We start from the raw sequence: 16,844 nt of genomic DNA on the forward strand, positions 1-16,844 counted from the left end.
ACAACCTGCAACTTAAAGGCAAGGCTATAATCGCGCTGACTGCGCCGATCGCTTTGTTTTTTTCTTTCTTTCATATAAGTCAACTTGGGTGTCAACTTATTTCAGGACGGGACAATGAAATGAATAAGGCCGGGCATTGTACCGGCCTTTTTTTGGTTTTTTCAAAAAACCTTCACGAGGCAAATGACAAAGTATTTTTTGATATATTTAACCATCAAATATTAAATCATGAAAAAAGCAGGCTTGTTATTCGTTTTCGCGCTTTTGCTGACCTTTACTTCGTTTGGGCAGGACCAAAAGGCTATGCTATCCAGTAAAGATCCTCAACTTGCTAAAAACAAGAAGTTGATTTACGATTTTTGGCGGGAGGTTCTTGAGGGCGGGCATCTTGAGCTTGCTGACAAATACCTGTTACCAACATATATTCAGCATAACCCCAATGTGCCAACCGGGCGACAGGGCTTTATTGATTTTTTTTCCAAATTTGCCAAACCTTTGGCTATAAAAGCAACCGTTAAAGCGCCGCTGATCTCGATAGTTGCTGAAGGTAACCTGGTTGTACTGAGCTTTAAAGATGAACATCCGGATCCGAAGGTGAAAGGCAAAAAATATGTTACCACCTGGTTTGATATGCTGCGTGTCGAAAACGGAAAAATAGCCGAACATTGGGATAGCGCACTTAAAAATTAACCACCTGGTTTTCGATATCAGTAATGCATTATTTAGTGAGGGGCACCAAACCGCATAAATAACATGGTGGTTAAATTACACCAACCCGATCTTTTTACCCACCACCATTAACCATTGCCTGGCCATTAGTTCGTGCCCGGCGGGCATAGGGTGGATGCCGTCCCAGATCCAGTAGTCGACGGGGGCTTTGGCCAATGCATCGTTAAATGGCTGCTGCAGGGGCACAAAAACGGCACCAAATTCCAGCGCCAGTTTTTTGGCGATGACCTGCCTTTTGGCCACTTCTTCGGTCCATTTATCAAAATTGCCATTTACCCTTGCGCCGGGTAAAATGAATGGTTCGCAAATGATGAGCTTAATATTGGGGAGGGCGTCCTTAGTTTGTTTCAACAGGGCGCGGTAACCTGTTTCGTAGTTTTCGGCGCTATAGTTGGCATCGCCGTTTACGCAGGCCTGCACATCGTTCACGCCTATCAAAATACTCAGTACATCGGGTTTCAGTGCCAGGGTATCGGTTTTCCAGCGGGCGGCCAGGTCGGTTATTTTGTTGCCGCTGATGCCGCGATTATAAAAATGGAATTTCTTTTCGGGATGATCATACCATAAGCGGCTAGCCAGCAAGCACGCATAGCCATGGCCCATTACATGGTTCCAGTCATTGTCGCGGGTGCGGTTGCCATCGGTGATTGAATCGCCCTGAAACAGGATTACGGCGTCGGTTCCTATCTTTTCGGCAGTAAGAACATCGGCTTTAAGCATCTCCGGAATAGCGGTGACGGCAGCGCCTAAAAGCGTGGTTTGTTTAAGGAAAGAGCGGCGCGAATTGTTGGCCATCATAGAATTGAATTTTCATCAATGTAAAAAGAAATTGCGAAAACGGCGGGTGTTTTTTCTGATTTATAATCCCACCCTAAATGCCTATTTTGTTGGCTCAAGGTAAATGCATATGAAAACCATCCGGCCAGTTTTGTTCCTGTTTGTGTTATTGGTATCAACCGCCTCCTTCGCCCAAAACCGCGACATCAGCTACATGAGTTCCGGGGGCAAATTGCGGCCGCTGCAGGCCATCATGGATATCCGCCACTACACCCTGGCGCTGGATGTAGATATCCCCAAAAAAAGCATCAACGGTTATGCCGAGATCGATCTGCTGCTGACCAAAGCCACCGATACCCTGCTGTTCGACCTGGTGCACTTGCTTCGCGTTAGCAAAATAACGGTTGATAAGAAAGATGCAGGTTTCGGGCAAAAGGGCGATTCTATTTTCATCGTTAATAACAATAGCTATAAGGAAGGCAAGCATACTATCCGCGTCAATTATGGCGGCGAACCACCCATTGCCGTTAGGCCGCCATGGAAGGGTGGTTTCACCTGGACAACCGACAAAACCGGCAACCCCTGGGTGGTGATCAATTGCCAGCTGGAGGGGGCTAAGGTGTACTTTCCCTGTAAAGACCACCCCAGCGATGAGCCAAACGAAGGGGTAGACCTTTTCATTACCATCCCCAAAGGACTGTCGGTGGCGGGCCCGGGCCTGTTGCAGGGCGTAAAAAATACGGGAAAGGATAAGGCTACCTGGCACTGGAAAACCAACTACACCATCAGTAATTATTGCGTGGTATTTAATATTGCCAAGTATAAGGTATACAGCAGGCCTTATACCACTGTTGGTGGCCATACCGTACCCATCCAGTTTTATGTGCTGGAAGAAGATACCGCCCATGCCAATCATTTGATGGACCTGCGCGCGCGTGATACCCGCATATTGGAAAAATACTTCGGCGAATACCCCTGGTATAAAGAAAAGATAGGCATTGCCGAGGTGCCAAACCCGGGCATGGAACACCAAACCATGGTAACCTATGGCGATAAATTTAAGTACGATAAATACCCGGGCGGACTGGATTACTCTGCCAACCTGTTCCACGAGTTTGGGCACGAGTGGTGGGCCAACAAGGTTACCAATAAAGATTGGGCGCATATGTGGATACAGGAGGGGATAAACACCTATGCCGAGGCCTTGTTTTTTAAGGAAACGCTGGGCGAGACTGCATACGATTCGGTGATCATCTCGCAACGGGCGGGCATCCGCAATCAGCAGCCGGTGGTAAAGGCCGAGGAAATGGGCATGGCCGAAGTTTACAACGGAGATATTTACAGCAAAGGCTCCTTTTTTATGCACACCATGCGGCATGTACTGGGCGACAGTGTGTTTTTCCCTGCGCTGAAGAAGTTTGTTACCGATGTGCAATACCCTTACGACAAATTTTTTACCACGCAGGATGTACAGGATTTCTTCAACAAACAATCGGGCCGAAACCTGGATGCCTTGTTTGATTTTTATTTGAGGACGACCAATACCATGGATTTTGAATTGCGCAGGCTCAGGCCCGATACCTACATCCTCAGCATAAAAAACAGCCCGATGGACTTGCCGCTGGATATTTTAACGGATAAAGGTATTGTGCATACCACCATAGCAGCCAATAAAAGTACACCGCTGCGAATTGTAAGCAAAACACAGCCAGTGGTAGATCCGAAAGGGTGGTATTTTAAGAAGGTGATTATGCAGTAATTATCGGAGGAAAAGAAAGCGAAATAATATCGAATAATGAATGCCGAACTCTGAATGTTACTTCATCATTCGATATTGGATATTCGGTGTTCGATATTTAATCCGGTCATAAATACAACTGCACCATCTTTTTCCAATAACGCGGGCGGTGGGCGTAGTTATCCCAAATGTAAAATTCGTTGTTGATGCCTTTATCCCACAGCAGGCGGCTTACTTCCTGGTTGATATATAAAAAGGGGTCGGTTTGGCCTACGGCTAAAATAATGTTCAGCTTGCGCATATCATTCAAAATGCCGTATTCGTGCATATTGGCAATGTATTGCCTCGGCATATTAAAGTACACCTCGTCGTTACGGTAGCCATCCAAAAGATCTTTAAAATCGTCTATGTTCTGGGTAAGATCGTACCGGCCGCTCATGCTCACCACTTTCTTAAAAATATGCGAATGTTTTAAGGCGAGGTTTAAAGCATGGTAGGCACCCATGCTGCAGCCGGCAACTTCAAAATAACCGGCGTTGTTTTTTTCCTTCATTAAGGGCACCACTTCGTTCAGGATATACTCCTCGTACTGCAAATGCCGGGCAATACGCACCGCAGGGTGCGCCCAGTGGTTGTAAAAACTTTCGGCATCAATACTATCTACGCAAAAAAGCTGCAGCTCGCCGTTATTTATCTTTTGCTGCAGGGCGTCTACAATACCCCAGTTCTCGTAATCGTAAAAGCGGGCCATCCGGGTTGGGAAAAACAGCACCGCACGGCCACCATGCCCAAAAATTAAAAGCTCCATGTCGCGCTGCAACCTGGGGCTGTACCATTTATGATATTCCCTGTTCATTCCACCATGTATTGCGTCCGAAATATCTCCAACGGATGTTACTTTAAAATAAACACGCGGTTAACTATTAACAATAATTTTGTTCTTAACCACCTGGGCCCAAAGCTGGTAACCGGCCTCGCTCAAATGCAGGGCATCGCCGGTAAAAAACACTTTTTGCGGGTAGCCGTCGGCATCCAGCATTTTCTTAAAAACATCTATAAAGCGCCAGTTATTATCGTCTTTAATGATCTGGCTTTCAATAAGGTTGTTGGTATATTTAAACTGATCGGCCATGCCCCAACGAGCGACACTTGGCTTAAGCGAAATAAAATAACAGGGGATATTGCCAAACCGCTGACTTGCTTTGGTAACCAGTTGCTGAAAAAAAATAAATACTTCCTCCGGGTTCCGGCCATCACCCAAGTCGTTATCGCCAGCATACACCACCAGTCTTTTTGGCTTGTAGTTCACCATTACCCTATCAAAAAACCATACACATGCCGCCAGGGTAGATCCGCCGAACCCCAGGTTAACGGGTTTTAGCTCCTTAAGGTCGTCGTAAAGTCTTGTCCATAAGCGGATTGAAGAGCTTCCATAGAAAATCGTTTCGGCGTTTTGTGCCAATTTCAAACTGTCTTTTTCAAGGCGTTTTACCTCGTCCTCGTACCAATACATCCTCTTCGTTTATTAATCAGGGTATACTGCCGCAGCAATACCCAATTGCTTCCAAACCTAAAAAATCTTTGTGTGGTTTGTTGCAACCCTGCCTTTAATTTATGTTACTAAATTGTTGTTTGCGGCCGGTAACGTTAAAGGGCTATTGCTTTAATGCCTCAAAATATTATTTTTGTTTCACAATCTATACTGAATGGAAAAAAAGGCTACGGGGTACGCTACTCATTTATCGCAGTCGGAACTACCCGTTTTCTTTTTGCAATTGGGCGAAAATACCAGTTTGTTTTTCGGGCATATACTTAAACAGGCCGCGTTATCTCATGGGCACAACAATGTTTATGTGCTTACCGATACCAATTTTGAAGCTTACAGCAAGTATAACTGTATCGATGTATCCGGATATACCAATGGCGTAAAAGAATTTGACAAGGTTTACCAGCATCACTCAAACAATCCCTACTTTTTCGAGAAGGCCTGTTTCGACAGGTGGTTCATTATCAATGATATTGTAAAGGAGCTGGGCATCAGCTATTTTGTACATGCCGATTGCGATGTGCTGATATTGCAGGACCTTATCCCCGTGTTTCGGAAATTTATAAAGGAACAGTACGATGGCACCATGATGTTTTTCGAACTGGGCGAAAACAGCGTAACATCCGGCCATACCTCGTTTTGGAGCGCGAAACTTATTAATGATTTTTGCGAATTTGTACTGGCAAAGTATGCCGATGCGCCTGCTTTTGATAAAATGCTGAAAGATACGCTGGCGGGCAAATTCCTGGATAACAAAAACGTATCAGACATGATACTGCTGGATGTTTTCCGTACCGAGGCAAAACCCAATACGCTAAACCTGCTATCGCTGGAGACGGAAGGCATCAGTTTTGATTTTAATGCCAACGTGCCCTTCAACGGCTGCAGGTATTATTTTGAATGTACCCCGGGCACCCGCATCAAAAAAATGACGAGGCGGAAAGACGGCCTTTACGGCAAAGTGCAGGGCGAGCCGCTTTATTCCAGGTTTTATACCATGCACTTTCAGGGGTATTTAACCAAAACACTTATCCCGCTGCACACCGATGCGCAAAGCGCTGCCGAGGGGCTGTCTGATTACTTATCGGCAAAATCTCATAACCTGGTACGCAGGGCAAAATTGTATAAGAATAAAGTTAGAGACCGGGTGAAAAATTTAATAAAAAAATAAAGTAAATTAGCCCCAAACAGGTGCCCGTTTTGGTTGCCATGACGCAATTTGTTGATTTAATATTTTTTAGGATATATTTAGAAAATTTTTATTATTTTTAGAAAATCAGTCGATTATATTAAAAAAGTAAAATAATATTGCATAATAATTTTTAAGTTTGCAAAGGCTACAATTATTTTACCTGATATAATAGCTACGCTGCTGTGATACTTATGAAAAACAACTCCTACTCCTTTATTGCCATTTTGCTGGCCTTTTTGGCATTATCTTGTTTAAATTCATGCGTGAGTTCCAAGAAGCTTGCTTACTTTACTAACCTGCAAAGAGATAGTACAGCCACGATAGATGAGCAAAGGCTGCAAACTAAAATAAATGTAAGCGATATCCTGCAGATCAACATTTCTACACCCGATCCTATCACCACCGCTATATTAAATTCGTCAACCGCTATCAATACAGGGCAGGGCGGCGTAAGCGGTTACCTGGTAGATGAAACCGGCTCTATTAAATTGCCGCTTGTTGGTTCGGTAAAAGCAGAAGGTTTAACAAAAATTCAGCTGGCAAGCTCTATTACCGAAACTTTGCTTACCAAGCAAATTGCCAAATCTCCTATAGTTAACGTGCGTATCGTAAACTATAAAATAACCGTATTAGGTGAGGTGTCCAGGCCGGGTGTTATACAGGTACCTAACGAGCGTATGACCCTGCCCGAAGCGCTGGCTTCTGCCGGTGACCTTACCGCATTCGGAAAGCGCGACAACGTGCTGTTGATAAGAGAAGTTGATGGCAAGCGCATCACCAGGCGTTTTAGCCTTAACCAAAGCCAGTTGTTTGATAAAGATATCTACAATCTTCAAAATCAGGACATAATTTACGTGGAGCCAAACAGCGCGAAAGCCGCCGCCGCCGACCGTACTACCCAGCTGATCCCATATTTCTTCAGTGCTGCTTCGCTTTTAATAGTGATATACTTACAGTTCATTAAAAACTAACATCTCTTTCTGTTGATGAAAAATACTGCTCAGTCTACCAATGTTACCAATCCATTTGAGGGTACCACCTCAAAAAACGCAGTAAGTGCAATTGCATTCAGGTATTTGCCGTTCTGGCCCATATTTGTGTTCACAATTATGGTGTCCCTGTCGGTAAGTTATTTCTATATTCACTACCAAACCCCTATTTACGAGGCCGGTTCTACCATATTGCTAAAAGATTCGAGAGGTACCGATGGTGCCAACGTACTGGAGGCGCTGGGGCTTAATAATGGTTCTAAAACGGTAGAGAACGAGATAGAGGTTTTAAAATCGCGCGTGTTGATGGAACAGGTTGTTAAAGACCTTGGCTTGTATGCGCAGGTTTACAGCAAAGGCGCCTTAAGAGATATCCTGATATACCCCAATCCGGTTAAATTTATAGCGCTTAACCCCGAGGATCTTCAAAATTCTCCCAACCTGCCTATTTCATTCGAGTATTTGCCAACTAACAACTATATCACTATCTCGGGTAAAAAGTATGCGTTAGGCTCTCCGGTACGTACGCCTTACGGAGATTTTATAATCAACCCGCTTAAAACAAATAAGGCAGTATCCAACCAGGTTTTTAAAGGCGAATATTATTTACAGGTACGCAGTATCAAAACTGCCGCTAAGTATACCCAAAGCGCACTTACCGTAGCGTCGGCCGCAAGGCAATCATCATTAATTGCCCTTAAGCTGATAGACCAGGTGCCTGTACGTGCCGAGGATATTTTGAACGATCTGGTAAAAGTTTACAATGAAGCCGGTGTAACCGAGAAAACCCAAACAGCGCTAAATACGCTTAACTTTATAAACGATCGTTTGGTGCTGGTAACCAAAGAGCTTTCGGGCGTTGAGAACGAAATGCAGGATTACCGCCAAACCCAGGGCATTGTAGATCTCTCTACCGAGGGAAGGAACTATATAGAGAACGCCCGCCAGAACGTTACCCAACTGGCGCAGATCCAAATTCAGCTGGATGTACTTAGCCAGATAGAAAAATACATTGTACGTAAAGGGAACAGCTCCGGTACGGTACCATCCACGCTTGGTATCACCGATCCTATTTTGCTGCAATTGCTTGATAAACTTTACTCTGCCGAGCTTGAATTAACCAACTTAAGGCAAACCGCCGGCGAAAACTCGCCGCCCGTTGCCGCAGTGCAGGAACGTATAAACCAAATAAAACCAGGTTTATTAGAAAACTTAAACGCCCTGAGGCAAAACTTAGTTACCACGCAAAACAGGTTAAAAGCCGAGGGGGGTATTAACTCATCGCAATTAAGGGGGGTGCCGCAAAAGGAGCGTAAGTTTTTAGAAATAAGCCGCCAGCAAGCCATTAAAAACAATATTTACACCCTATTGCTTACCAAGCGCGAGGAAGTTGCGCTATCGCGTGCTGCAGCCGTTGCCGATAGCCGTATTGTAAACTATGCCGAAGCAAAGGGTACGCCTGTAAAGCCTATACCGCTTAATATTTACCTGGTAGGCTTATCTATTGGGGTTATTATAGGTATCGTATTTGTTTTGATAAGAGAGCAATACAACCAGGAGGTGCTTTTCCGTACAGAAATTGAGCGCAAGACCGATGCAACCGTACTGGCCGAAATATTACACGATGACAGCGGAGAAACCCTGGTAATCAAAGATGGCAGCCGAACGGTAATTGCAGAGCAGTTCAGGGCGCTGCGTACATCGCTTAACTTTATAGGCATCCAGGGCGACAAAAAAACAATACTGGTAACATCATCCATATCCGGTGAGGGTAAGAGTTTTACAGCGATCAATCTCGCGGTAAGTTTGGCCCTAACGGGTAAAAAGGTGGCCATCCTCGAGTTCGATCTGCGCAAACCGAAGATCAGTAAGATGATGGAGATAACTCAGGAACCGGGTATAAGTAATTATATGGCCGGGCTGGCAACTTACGAAGAAATAAGTCTCTCCATGGCAGAGCGAGATATCCCCGGGCTGGTAATTTTACCTGCCGGTACCATTCCGCCAAACCCTACCGAGCTGATGCTGAACGGAAGGCTGGATGTGCTGATGGCAAGGCTTAAAGAGGAGTTTGATTATATCCTTATCGATTCGCCGCCAATTGGTTTGGTTACCGATGCCAAGATCCTGAATAAGTATGTTGATGCCTGCTTGTACATGGTAAGGCATAAATACACACCTAAGTACTACTTAAATCTGATAGACCACATTTACACCAATAACGAGCTGAGCAATGTAAATATCATCTTCAACGGTTTAAAACTGCGTGGTATACTGGGCCGCTATGGCCAGGGTTATGGCGCGGGTTACGGCTACGGATATGGCTACGGCTACGGATATGGCTACGGTTACGGATATGGCTACGGTTACGGTTACACCCAGGAAGAAGATAAAAACAAAAAAGGCTTAAGAGGCTTGTTTAACGCGATATTTAAAAAGCCCGCAAAACGTAAGAGCAGTAAAAAATCCCAACACTAAACCGCGTGCCGCAGGCTAAATGAGTACCGGAGAAAATAATAGTAAATTATTATGGAGTTGAATACGCCACATCAGGAATGGGATTTAGAAATTAAGCCTCACGATACCGTTTTTAATCTTCACTTAAAAGATGTTTGGAACTATCGCGACCTGCTTTGGTTACTGGTACGGCGCGATTTTGTATCGTTTTATAAGCAAACCGTTTTAGGCCCGCTGTGGTTTTTTATTCAGCCTATATTCACCACCATTGTTTTCACCTTTATTTTTGGCAATTTGGCCGGTATCTCTACTGATAATATTCCTAAGCCATTATTTTATATGGCAGGCACCATCGCTTGGAATTACTTCGCAGATTGCCTTACCAAAACATCAACTGTATTTAAAGATAATGCCAACATATTTGGCAAGGTATATTTCCCACGATTGATCATGCCGTTGAGTATTGTGTTTTCCAACCTGGTTAAATTCGGGGTGCAGTTTGCGTTGTTTTTAATTGTATTTGTGTATTACCTTATTCAATACCATTACTTTCCTGAAAACTTAGAACCCGGGGAAAAGGTTGAGCCTAATTTATTGCTCTTGTTATTTCCAGTGTTAATTATATTTATGGCAATTCTGGGGCTTGGGTTGGGTCTTATTATTACAGCACTCACAACCAAATATCGCGATTTGGCTTTTGTGGTAACTTTTGGGATGCAGTTGTTAATGTATGCCACCCCGGTTATTTACCCTTATGCAGAGGCTTTGAAAAAAAGTTATCATCTGGTTGTAACGTTAAATCCTATGACGGGACTTATAGAAACTTTCAGATATGGCTTTACTGGAGGTGGCCAATTTTATCTGTGGCCTTTTATTTACAGCATTGTGGCCAGCCTGGTGCTCTTTATGATCGGACTGATCATATTTAATAAGGTTGAAAAAGATTTTGTGGACACTGTTTAATTTAGGCCATGGGTGATATTGCTATAAAAGTTGAAAATCTATCTAAAGCGTATCAGCTGGGCGATTTTGGTACCGGCACCCTCAGCCGCGATATCGAACGCAAATGGGCCCTGCTAAGGGGGAAAGAAGATCCTTTTTTAAAAATAGGCGAAGCCAACGACCGCGCTACAGCCGGCACCAGCGATATTGTATGGAGCCTGAAAGATATCAACTTCGAAATAAATAAAGGCGATGCGGTAGGCGTTATCGGCCGTAACGGTGCCGGTAAAAGTACCTTGTTAAAAGTACTTAGCCGTGTAACGGTACCAACAGCCGGATCTGTAAAAATTATGGGCCGGGTAGCCAGCTTGCTGGAAGTAGGCACAGGCTTCCACCCCGAGCTTACCGGTCGTGAAAATATATTTTTAAATGGTGCCATTCTGGGCATGCGCAAGCACGAAATAAAAAAACATTTTGATGCCATTGTTGATTTTGCAGGGGTAGAACGATATATCGATACCCCAGTAAAACGCTACAGCAGCGGTATGTATGTAAGGCTTGCCTTCGCGGTAGCGGCCCACCTCGAAAGCGAGATATTGATAGTAGATGAGGTACTCGCCGTTGGCGATGCCGAGTTTCAAAAGAAATGCCTTGGTAAAATGGGCGAAGTAAGCAAGGGCGAAGGGCGTACGGTGCTGTTTGTAAGCCATAATATGGCGGCCATTAGCAACCTGTGTTCAAAATCCATATTACTGAAGCACGGGCAGTTGCAAACTATGGATTACACCCACACCGTAATTGATAAGTACATCCGCACCGGCGAAAATAACGATGGGCAGGTAAACCTCGAAGATCTGATCGTCAAACAAAAATCAACCAAAGCCGGCTTTTACGCGCTGAGGTTGTTATCCCGGTCGAAGGGTATCACAGCCGATTTTGCTATAAACGAGGATGTTATTATAGAGATAGAGTACGATGTGTACGAAGATGGTACCACCATACAGCCAAGTATCCACTTGCTTGATAACTTGGATACCTGTATTTTTGCCACGTTTAGTGCACCATCGGCATCCTCTACTGTCGATCCTTTTTACAAAAAACCGTTGCAAAAGGGTAGGTACAGATCTACCTGTGTAATTCCGGGGAATTACTTAAATGATAAAAATTACAAGATCAATGCATTTTTGGTGCCCGAGAATATGGCCGATATGGCTGTTGCCGAAAGCGTATTAGCGTTTACGGTGATAGAAACGGGCGATATGCGCAAGGAATTTACCGGTGATTGGTGGGGGGTAGTACGCCCTAAATTATCATGGAACACCGAAGCTATTATAGCTTAGGTGCTTTGTTGTTCAACTTTTGATTTGTTTATCCGGAAATTGAGCCCAATATGGTGCAACCCTTACTAACAATTGCTATACCCACGTTTAACCGGGCTCAACTATTGGGCCAATGTTTGCGCGCGCTGTTATCGCAGGTTAGCGCAGACTTGCTGCCGCGGATCGAGCTGATGGTATTTGATAATTGTTCGGCAGACAATACAACCGATATTGTAAGTAGTTTTGTTAACCGGGGGCATGATATTAAGTACTACCGAAATCAGGAAAATATAGGTGCCGACCGCAATATCGCTACTTGTTTTTTAAACGCTAAGGGTAAATATGTTTGGGTATTCTCTGATGATGATTTTCTATTGCCGGGCTATTTAAAACATATATTTGATTTACTGGATAGCAGGGATTATGGTGCTGTTTACTTAAATGGTATTTGGTACACCGGCGATTATAATGCAGTGCCAAACGCCGTAAACCATCTTAACTACGAGGAATTTAGCAGCCCGCTTTTATACCTGCAACGGGTTAATTTTTGGGCTACTTTTATCACCGGCAACATTGTTAATAAATCCCTTTTTGCCGATTGTAGCTACATCAGCGAATTTTACGACAGCAACCTGGTACAGCTAAGCTGGATATTGCCGGCCATGTTTAAGGGCAAACCCAACCTGGTTGTAAACGATAAGGTGCTTGCTTGTAAAGAAGAAAATACCGGTGGCTATAAACTGATGCAGGTGTTTGGTAAAAATCTTAACGAGGTTTTAGATAAACTCGAAAGCAAGAAAATGGTGGATAGCAGCGCTAAACGGATAATAAATATTTACATGCTGCATACTTTTTTTCCGATGCATATTGATAAGGGAGGCAAAAGTTTTTCCAGGGAGAACAGGTTTTTTATTTTACTGCCGGTTTTTTGGAAATACCCCTCGTTTTGGTTAAAAGTAGTACCTATGTTATTAAAAATTAAAAAACGTAAACTCGCTGTTTAATGAGCAGCCAACATACATCCATGAAGGTAGCGTATACCATTTGTGCTAATAATTACCTCGCTTCGGCAAAGGTGTTAAAGGAGAGTTTTACCAAACATCACCCGGAGATACCCTTGTTTATTATTTTGGTAGATAAAAAAGACCCGGCAATAAACTACAACAATTTTTACAGCGACAGTATCCTTTTTATAGATGATATAGTTGAGCTGGATATTGACGCGCTGAGCCATAAATTCAGCATTGCCGAGCTTTGTACAACCGTAAAACCATTTGTGTTTAAATACTTTTTTAATAAGTACGATGCGGTTGTTTATATCGACCCGGATATAAAAGTATACGCCCCTTTTACCGATTGCTGGGAAGCGCTTAAAAAGTACACCTTTGTACTAACCCCGCACCTGATGAACCCCGTTGATGACGGCAAAATACCAAGCGATTTTTACACGCTGCGTACCGGGATCTTTAACCTGGGATTTTTAGGATTAGCCAAAGGCGAAGAGCTGGAGCGGTTTTTAAACTGGTGGGGCGAACGCCTGCTGGTATACGGGCACACCAATTGGGATAAAGGGATGTTTTACGACCAGATATGGGCCAACTATATCCCGGTGATGTTTAATAACTACCTGATATTAAAACACTATGGCTATAACGTTGCCAACTGGAACTGGCACGAGCGCACATTAACCAAAAGCGGCGGCGAATGGATGGTAAATGAAAAATACCCGCTAACATTCTTTCATTTTAGCAGTTACAGGTATACCGCGCCACTGGTGCTTTGCAATTACAATACGCGCTATAACAGGTTTAACCGCCCCGATATTGCCGAAGTGGTTGACGAATATTACGCCGACCTGAAAGCAGCCGGTGCGGATGCGGTGCGGAAAAGCCCGGCTTATTACCAGGCACAACACGATGTATACGAACTGAAGATGTTTGCCGCGAGGCCACTTAAAGAAAAAGTACGCAACAGGCTCTCCAAAATGGTGGAGAAATATTTTAGCAGTTAAACAAAATGGCCTCAACAAAAATGTGTGTAATTATCCCGGTGCATCAACCGATAATTTCGGCAGATGAGGCGATATCTTTGCTGGCCTGCAAAACACATTTAAGTGCGTACGATTGCTTTTTAATTTACCCCGAAGGGATGGATACCAGCGCCTATACCGCGGCGCACCCAGGTTTATTATTACACCCGGTAAACCCGGACTGGCTTTCGTCTATAGAAAAGTATAATAAAATGAAGGTAAGTATAAGCTTCTATCAGCTGTTTGCTAAGTATCAATACATGCTTACCTACGAACTCGACGCTTATATTTTCTATAACGATTTTGATAAAGCGGGCGCATTTGCGTTCGATTACATAGGCGCGCCATTTTTTGAGGGCTATTGGGCGGCAAAACCCGGTGCCGCGTTTATGCAGGGTGGCAATTCGGGCTTTTCGGTTCGTAATATTCAGGCGTGTATAAACGCCCTGCTTTCCTTAAAAAAATACCACCCGCACTGGTTGCTTTATAAGGCGCTGCTTTCGTACTCCTCCAGGGTAAGAAACAAGCTGAATAAATGGACAAATGATAAGTACGAGGTTTTTATAACCGGCCGCTTCGCTTTTGCCTTTGCCGATTTTCATTTAAATGAGGATGTGGTATGGTCTGAAGTGATCCCGCAGCTGGTGCCGGCCTTCACCATCGCCGACCCCATGAGCGCGCTGCGTTTTAGTTTCGAATATAATTTAGAAGATTCGTTAAGGCTTACCGAAGGCAGCCTGCCGCTGGGCTGCCATGCCTGGGCTAAGCACCTGAGCTTTTGGAACAAGTACATCGATACAACAACTATTACAAAGAAAGGGCAAACCAATGAAGTTTGATTTTTACCTTTCGGAGATGTCGGTATCAGATAAACATGGCGGCGGTTTAACCCTGCAGCGCATCTTAGGCGCGGATTTGAATGATATCGATCATTTTGTGCATGTGAACCGTTTTGCGATGGATCTGCATGTAAAAGATGGCCTTTCCGGCCAAAGTCACGATTTGCTTTCGATATGGGAAAGCGATTGGGTACGCAGGCTCATCGGGCGTTCGCGGGCTTCCCGTATGAGCAAAAGGCTCGGGATGATCAAATTGCACGCCAATAGTGCTGCTAAAAAGATGGCGGCCATATTTAAGGATAAACAGGAACTTACCGGGTTGGTATGCCCACAGGGAGCCAACGCTATTTTTACACTGGAGGCACTCAAGAAAATAAAACAGGTAAAATACATCACCTGGGTGATGGATGATCACCTGGTAAGGTATGAGAATGACGCCTGGCATTACCCCGGCGGCACAGAGACGGTGTTTGCCAAACATCTGCGCGAGGCTGAGCATGTTTTTGTAATAAGCCCCGCCATGCAGGCTTTTTATAAAGAACGTTTCGGCGTGGAATCCACTGTGTTATTTGGTTCTTCCGGAACGGTTGAGCAGGGGGCTTCGTCGAAAAAGATGAGCGGCCCCTTAAAGATAGGGTACTTTGGTGCGGTAGCTGCCTGGCAGCGGGATGCCTTAAAAGCTGTTGCTTTGGCACTTAACGGTACCGATACACAATTGTTCATTTACTCGGGCGTGGAGCGGCTGCCCGATGATATACTTTTAGATGGCGTACATTTTAAAGGAAGCGTAGCTCCCGATAAAGTGCTTGCCGAGATGAAAAATTACGATGCGGTGCTGTTACCCATTAGTTTTCAGCAAAAAATTCGTAATATGTCGCAGTTTAACATCGCCACTAAAATGAGCGAATATTTAGCGTGCGGTGTACCGGTGCTGGCAGTAGGCCCCCCATACTCGACAATGATCCATTATCTTAATGGTCATCAAGCCGCCATTACGGTAGCATCCGATAAAGAAAACGACATCAGGGATGGCTTTAAACTGTTGCGCAATGCGCAGTATGTTGCCGAGCTGTTAAAAAACGCCCAAAAATTAGTTGCAGATGAAGTTGGCTCCGGGCCAATGCGCAGGGTGTGGGCTTCCGTGGTAAACGGTTAATGCCTGCGCCAAAAACATATTTAATTTACAATATACATAACCTTTGCTTAACGTACTATGGCAAGTTCCGCTAAAAAATTACTGGTAACCGGCTCGTCCGGCTTAATAGGATCAGAAGTTTGCTACCATTTTGCCGGCCTGGGCTGGGAAATACACGGCGTAGATAACAACCAGCGTGCTATATTTTTTGGCGCCCAGGGCGATACCCGCTGGAACCAAAACCGTATCCAAACAGATCTGGGCGCAAAATTTATCCATCACGAAGTGGATATCCGCGACCGCGCCGACGTGCTCGCCTTAATAAAAGAGGTAAAGCCCGATGCCATTGTGCATACCGCCGCACAGCCCTCGCATGACCGCGCCGCCGCTATCCCCTTTGATGATTTTGATACCAACGCGGTAGGTACCCTTAACCTGCTGGAAGCCGTTAGGCAGGTGTGCCCCGAATCGCCTTTTGCGCACATGAGCACCAATAAAGTGTACGGCGACAGGCCAAATACTATCGACCTGGTAGAAAAAGAAACCCGCTGGGATTACGCCGACCCGTTTTATACCGATGGCATCACCGAAGAGTTCTCTATCGATCAAAGCAAGCACTCTTTGTTCGGCGCATCTAAAGTTGCTGCCGATATTATGGTGCAGGAGTATGGCCGCTATTTTGGCATACCTACCTGCTGCCTGCGGGGCGGTTGCTTAACCGGGCCAAACCACTCGGGGGTTGAGCTGCATGGCTTTTTAAGCTACCTGGTAAAATGTAACGTAGAGGGCCGCGAATACAAAGTGTTTGGTTACAAAGGCAAACAGGTGAGGGATAACATCCACTCGTATGATGTAGCCAGCTTTATTGATGCGTTTATCAGCGCGCCGCGCGTTGCCGAGGTTTATAACATTGGCGGTGGCCGCGCAAACTCCTGCTCTATTTGGGAAGCATTTAGCATTGCAGAGAGCTTTACCGGCAAAAAGCAGGTGTACACTTATGTAGATGAAAACCGCATTGGCGATCATATGTGCTATATTTCCAACCTGGATAAAATGCGCGCGCATTATCCAAACTGGGATATCACCATATCGCTGGAAGAAACCATCAGGCAAATTGTAGCGGCGCAGGGCACCCATAAATAAAAAATTCTT

The 16,844-nt window shown here is 44.7% G+C and carries 16 protein-coding genes; 13 read left to right on the plus strand and 3 right to left on the minus strand.

Annotation, left to right across the window (positions count from 1 at the left end; all coding sequences use genetic code 11):
- Together IDJ77_RS27650 and IDJ77_RS14325 are read left to right on the plus strand one after the other, a co-directional pair.
- On the plus strand, window positions 1-317 hold a 317-nt coding region (locus IDJ77_RS27650), incomplete at its 5' end, for a hypothetical protein (protein WP_224751104.1).
- Window positions 229-690 (plus strand): nuclear transport factor 2 family protein, encoded by a 462-nt coding sequence (locus tag IDJ77_RS14325; RefSeq protein WP_191189659.1) that lies wholly within the window; start codon window positions 229-231, stop codon window positions 688-690. The genes IDJ77_RS27650 and IDJ77_RS14325, both read left to right, overlap by 89 nt.
- A 75-nt stretch (window positions 691-765) precedes the next feature.
- On the opposite strand, the gene IDJ77_RS14330 is transcribed toward IDJ77_RS14325, so the two are convergent.
- Window positions 766-1,527, minus strand: a complete 762-nt coding sequence (locus tag IDJ77_RS14330; protein WP_224751105.1) for an SGNH/GDSL hydrolase family protein — start codon at window positions 1,525-1,527, stop codon at window positions 766-768.
- Window positions 1,528-1,636: 109 nt separating this feature from the next.
- Between IDJ77_RS14330 and IDJ77_RS14335 the strand changes: the two genes are divergently transcribed.
- The gene (locus tag IDJ77_RS14335) at window positions 1,637-3,265 is read left to right on the plus strand and encodes a M1 family metallopeptidase (protein ID WP_191189660.1); all 1,629 of its coding nucleotides are present in this window, start codon (window positions 1,637-1,639) and stop codon (window positions 3,263-3,265) included.
- A gap of 106 nt (window positions 3,266-3,371) precedes the next feature.
- On the opposite strand, the gene IDJ77_RS14340 is transcribed toward IDJ77_RS14335, so the two are convergent.
- A complete protein-coding gene (locus IDJ77_RS14340) occupies window positions 3,372-4,100 on the minus strand; it encodes an esterase family protein (RefSeq protein WP_191189661.1) in 729 nt (242 codons plus the stop codon).
- A 60-nt stretch (window positions 4,101-4,160) separates the two neighbouring features.
- Window positions 4,161-4,757: a GDSL-type esterase/lipase family protein gene (locus tag IDJ77_RS14345; protein WP_191189662.1), complete on the minus strand. Its 597-nt coding sequence runs from the start codon at window positions 4,755-4,757 to the stop codon at window positions 4,161-4,163.
- Between the two features lie 193 nt (window positions 4,758-4,950).
- Here IDJ77_RS14345 and IDJ77_RS14350 point away from each other — a divergent pair, with 193 nt between their 5' ends.
- From IDJ77_RS14350 to IDJ77_RS14395, 10 genes are all read left to right on the plus strand, one after another.
- Window positions 4,951-5,961 (plus strand): hypothetical protein, encoded by a 1,011-nt coding sequence (locus IDJ77_RS14350; protein WP_191189663.1) that lies wholly within the window; start codon window positions 4,951-4,953, stop codon window positions 5,959-5,961.
- 212 nt (window positions 5,962-6,173) lie between these two features.
- Window positions 6,174-6,953 (plus strand): polysaccharide biosynthesis/export family protein, encoded by a 780-nt coding sequence (locus IDJ77_RS14355; protein WP_191189664.1) that lies wholly within the window; start codon window positions 6,174-6,176, stop codon window positions 6,951-6,953.
- A gap of 15 nt (window positions 6,954-6,968) precedes the next feature.
- A complete protein-coding gene (locus IDJ77_RS14360) occupies window positions 6,969-9,449 on the plus strand; it encodes a GumC family protein (protein ID WP_191189665.1) in 2,481 nt (826 codons plus the stop codon).
- A 51-nt stretch (window positions 9,450-9,500) separates the two neighbouring features.
- Window positions 9,501-10,391 (plus strand): ABC transporter permease, encoded by an 891-nt coding sequence (locus IDJ77_RS14365; RefSeq protein ID WP_191189666.1) that lies wholly within the window; start codon window positions 9,501-9,503, stop codon window positions 10,389-10,391.
- 8 nt (window positions 10,392-10,399) lie between these two features.
- Window positions 10,400-11,710: an ABC transporter ATP-binding protein gene (locus IDJ77_RS14370; protein ID WP_191189667.1), complete on the plus strand. Its 1,311-nt coding sequence runs from the start codon at window positions 10,400-10,402 to the stop codon at window positions 11,708-11,710.
- A gap of 50 nt (window positions 11,711-11,760) precedes the next feature.
- Window positions 11,761-12,693: a glycosyltransferase family 2 protein gene (locus IDJ77_RS14375; protein WP_191189668.1), complete on the plus strand. Its 933-nt coding sequence runs from the start codon at window positions 11,761-11,763 to the stop codon at window positions 12,691-12,693.
- A complete protein-coding gene (locus IDJ77_RS14380) occupies window positions 12,693-13,700 on the plus strand; it encodes a glycosyltransferase family protein (RefSeq protein WP_191189669.1) in 1,008 nt (335 codons plus the stop codon). The genes IDJ77_RS14375 and IDJ77_RS14380 overlap by 1 nt, the downstream gene beginning before the upstream one ends.
- A 5-nt stretch (window positions 13,701-13,705) precedes the next feature.
- The gene (locus IDJ77_RS14385; RefSeq protein ID WP_191189670.1) at window positions 13,706-14,557 is read left to right on the plus strand and encodes a DUF5672 family protein; all 852 of its coding nucleotides are present in this window, start codon (window positions 13,706-13,708) and stop codon (window positions 14,555-14,557) included.
- Window positions 14,547-15,713 (plus strand): glycosyltransferase family protein, encoded by a 1,167-nt coding sequence (locus tag IDJ77_RS14390; protein WP_191189671.1) that lies wholly within the window; start codon window positions 14,547-14,549, stop codon window positions 15,711-15,713. The genes IDJ77_RS14385 and IDJ77_RS14390 overlap by 11 nt, the downstream gene beginning before the upstream one ends.
- A gap of 57 nt (window positions 15,714-15,770) precedes the next feature.
- Window positions 15,771-16,835: an NAD-dependent epimerase/dehydratase family protein gene (locus IDJ77_RS14395; RefSeq protein ID WP_191189672.1), complete on the plus strand. Its 1,065-nt coding sequence runs from the start codon at window positions 15,771-15,773 to the stop codon at window positions 16,833-16,835.
- Window positions 16,836-16,844 lie beyond the last annotated feature (9 nt).

The sequence above is a fragment of the Mucilaginibacter pankratovii genome, from assembly GCF_014773265.1.
GTDB classification, from domain to species: Bacteria; Bacteroidota; Bacteroidia; order Sphingobacteriales; family Sphingobacteriaceae; genus Mucilaginibacter; species Mucilaginibacter pankratovii.

Coding starts and splice junctions, on each gene's coding strand:
- IDJ77_RS14325 (WP_191189659.1), top strand. CDS start 229: ATGAAAAAAGCAGGCTTGTTATTCGTTTTCGCGCTTTTGCTGACCTTT.
- IDJ77_RS14330 (WP_224751105.1), bottom strand. CDS start 1,527: ATGATGGCCAACAATTCGCGCCGCTCTTTCCTTAAACAAACCACGCTT.
- IDJ77_RS14335 (WP_191189660.1), top strand. CDS start 1,637: ATGAAAACCATCCGGCCAGTTTTGTTCCTGTTTGTGTTATTGGTATCA.
- IDJ77_RS14340 (WP_191189661.1), bottom strand. CDS start 4,100: ATGAACAGGGAATATCATAAATGGTACAGCCCCAGGTTGCAGCGCGAC.
- IDJ77_RS14345 (WP_191189662.1), bottom strand. CDS start 4,757: ATGTATTGGTACGAGGACGAGGTAAAACGCCTTGAAAAAGACAGTTTG.
- IDJ77_RS14350 (WP_191189663.1), top strand. CDS start 4,951: ATGGAAAAAAAGGCTACGGGGTACGCTACTCATTTATCGCAGTCGGAA.
- IDJ77_RS14355 (WP_191189664.1), top strand. CDS start 6,174: ATGAAAAACAACTCCTACTCCTTTATTGCCATTTTGCTGGCCTTTTTG.
- IDJ77_RS14360 (WP_191189665.1), top strand. CDS start 6,969: ATGAAAAATACTGCTCAGTCTACCAATGTTACCAATCCATTTGAGGGT.
- IDJ77_RS14365 (WP_191189666.1), top strand. CDS start 9,501: ATGGAGTTGAATACGCCACATCAGGAATGGGATTTAGAAATTAAGCCT.
- IDJ77_RS14370 (WP_191189667.1), top strand. CDS start 10,400: ATGGGTGATATTGCTATAAAAGTTGAAAATCTATCTAAAGCGTATCAG.
- IDJ77_RS14375 (WP_191189668.1), top strand. CDS start 11,761: ATGGTGCAACCCTTACTAACAATTGCTATACCCACGTTTAACCGGGCT.
- IDJ77_RS14380 (WP_191189669.1), top strand. CDS start 12,693: ATGAGCAGCCAACATACATCCATGAAGGTAGCGTATACCATTTGTGCT.
- IDJ77_RS14385 (WP_191189670.1), top strand. CDS start 13,706: ATGGCCTCAACAAAAATGTGTGTAATTATCCCGGTGCATCAACCGATA.
- IDJ77_RS14390 (WP_191189671.1), top strand. CDS start 14,547: ATGAAGTTTGATTTTTACCTTTCGGAGATGTCGGTATCAGATAAACAT.
- IDJ77_RS14395 (WP_191189672.1), top strand. CDS start 15,771: ATGGCAAGTTCCGCTAAAAAATTACTGGTAACCGGCTCGTCCGGCTTA.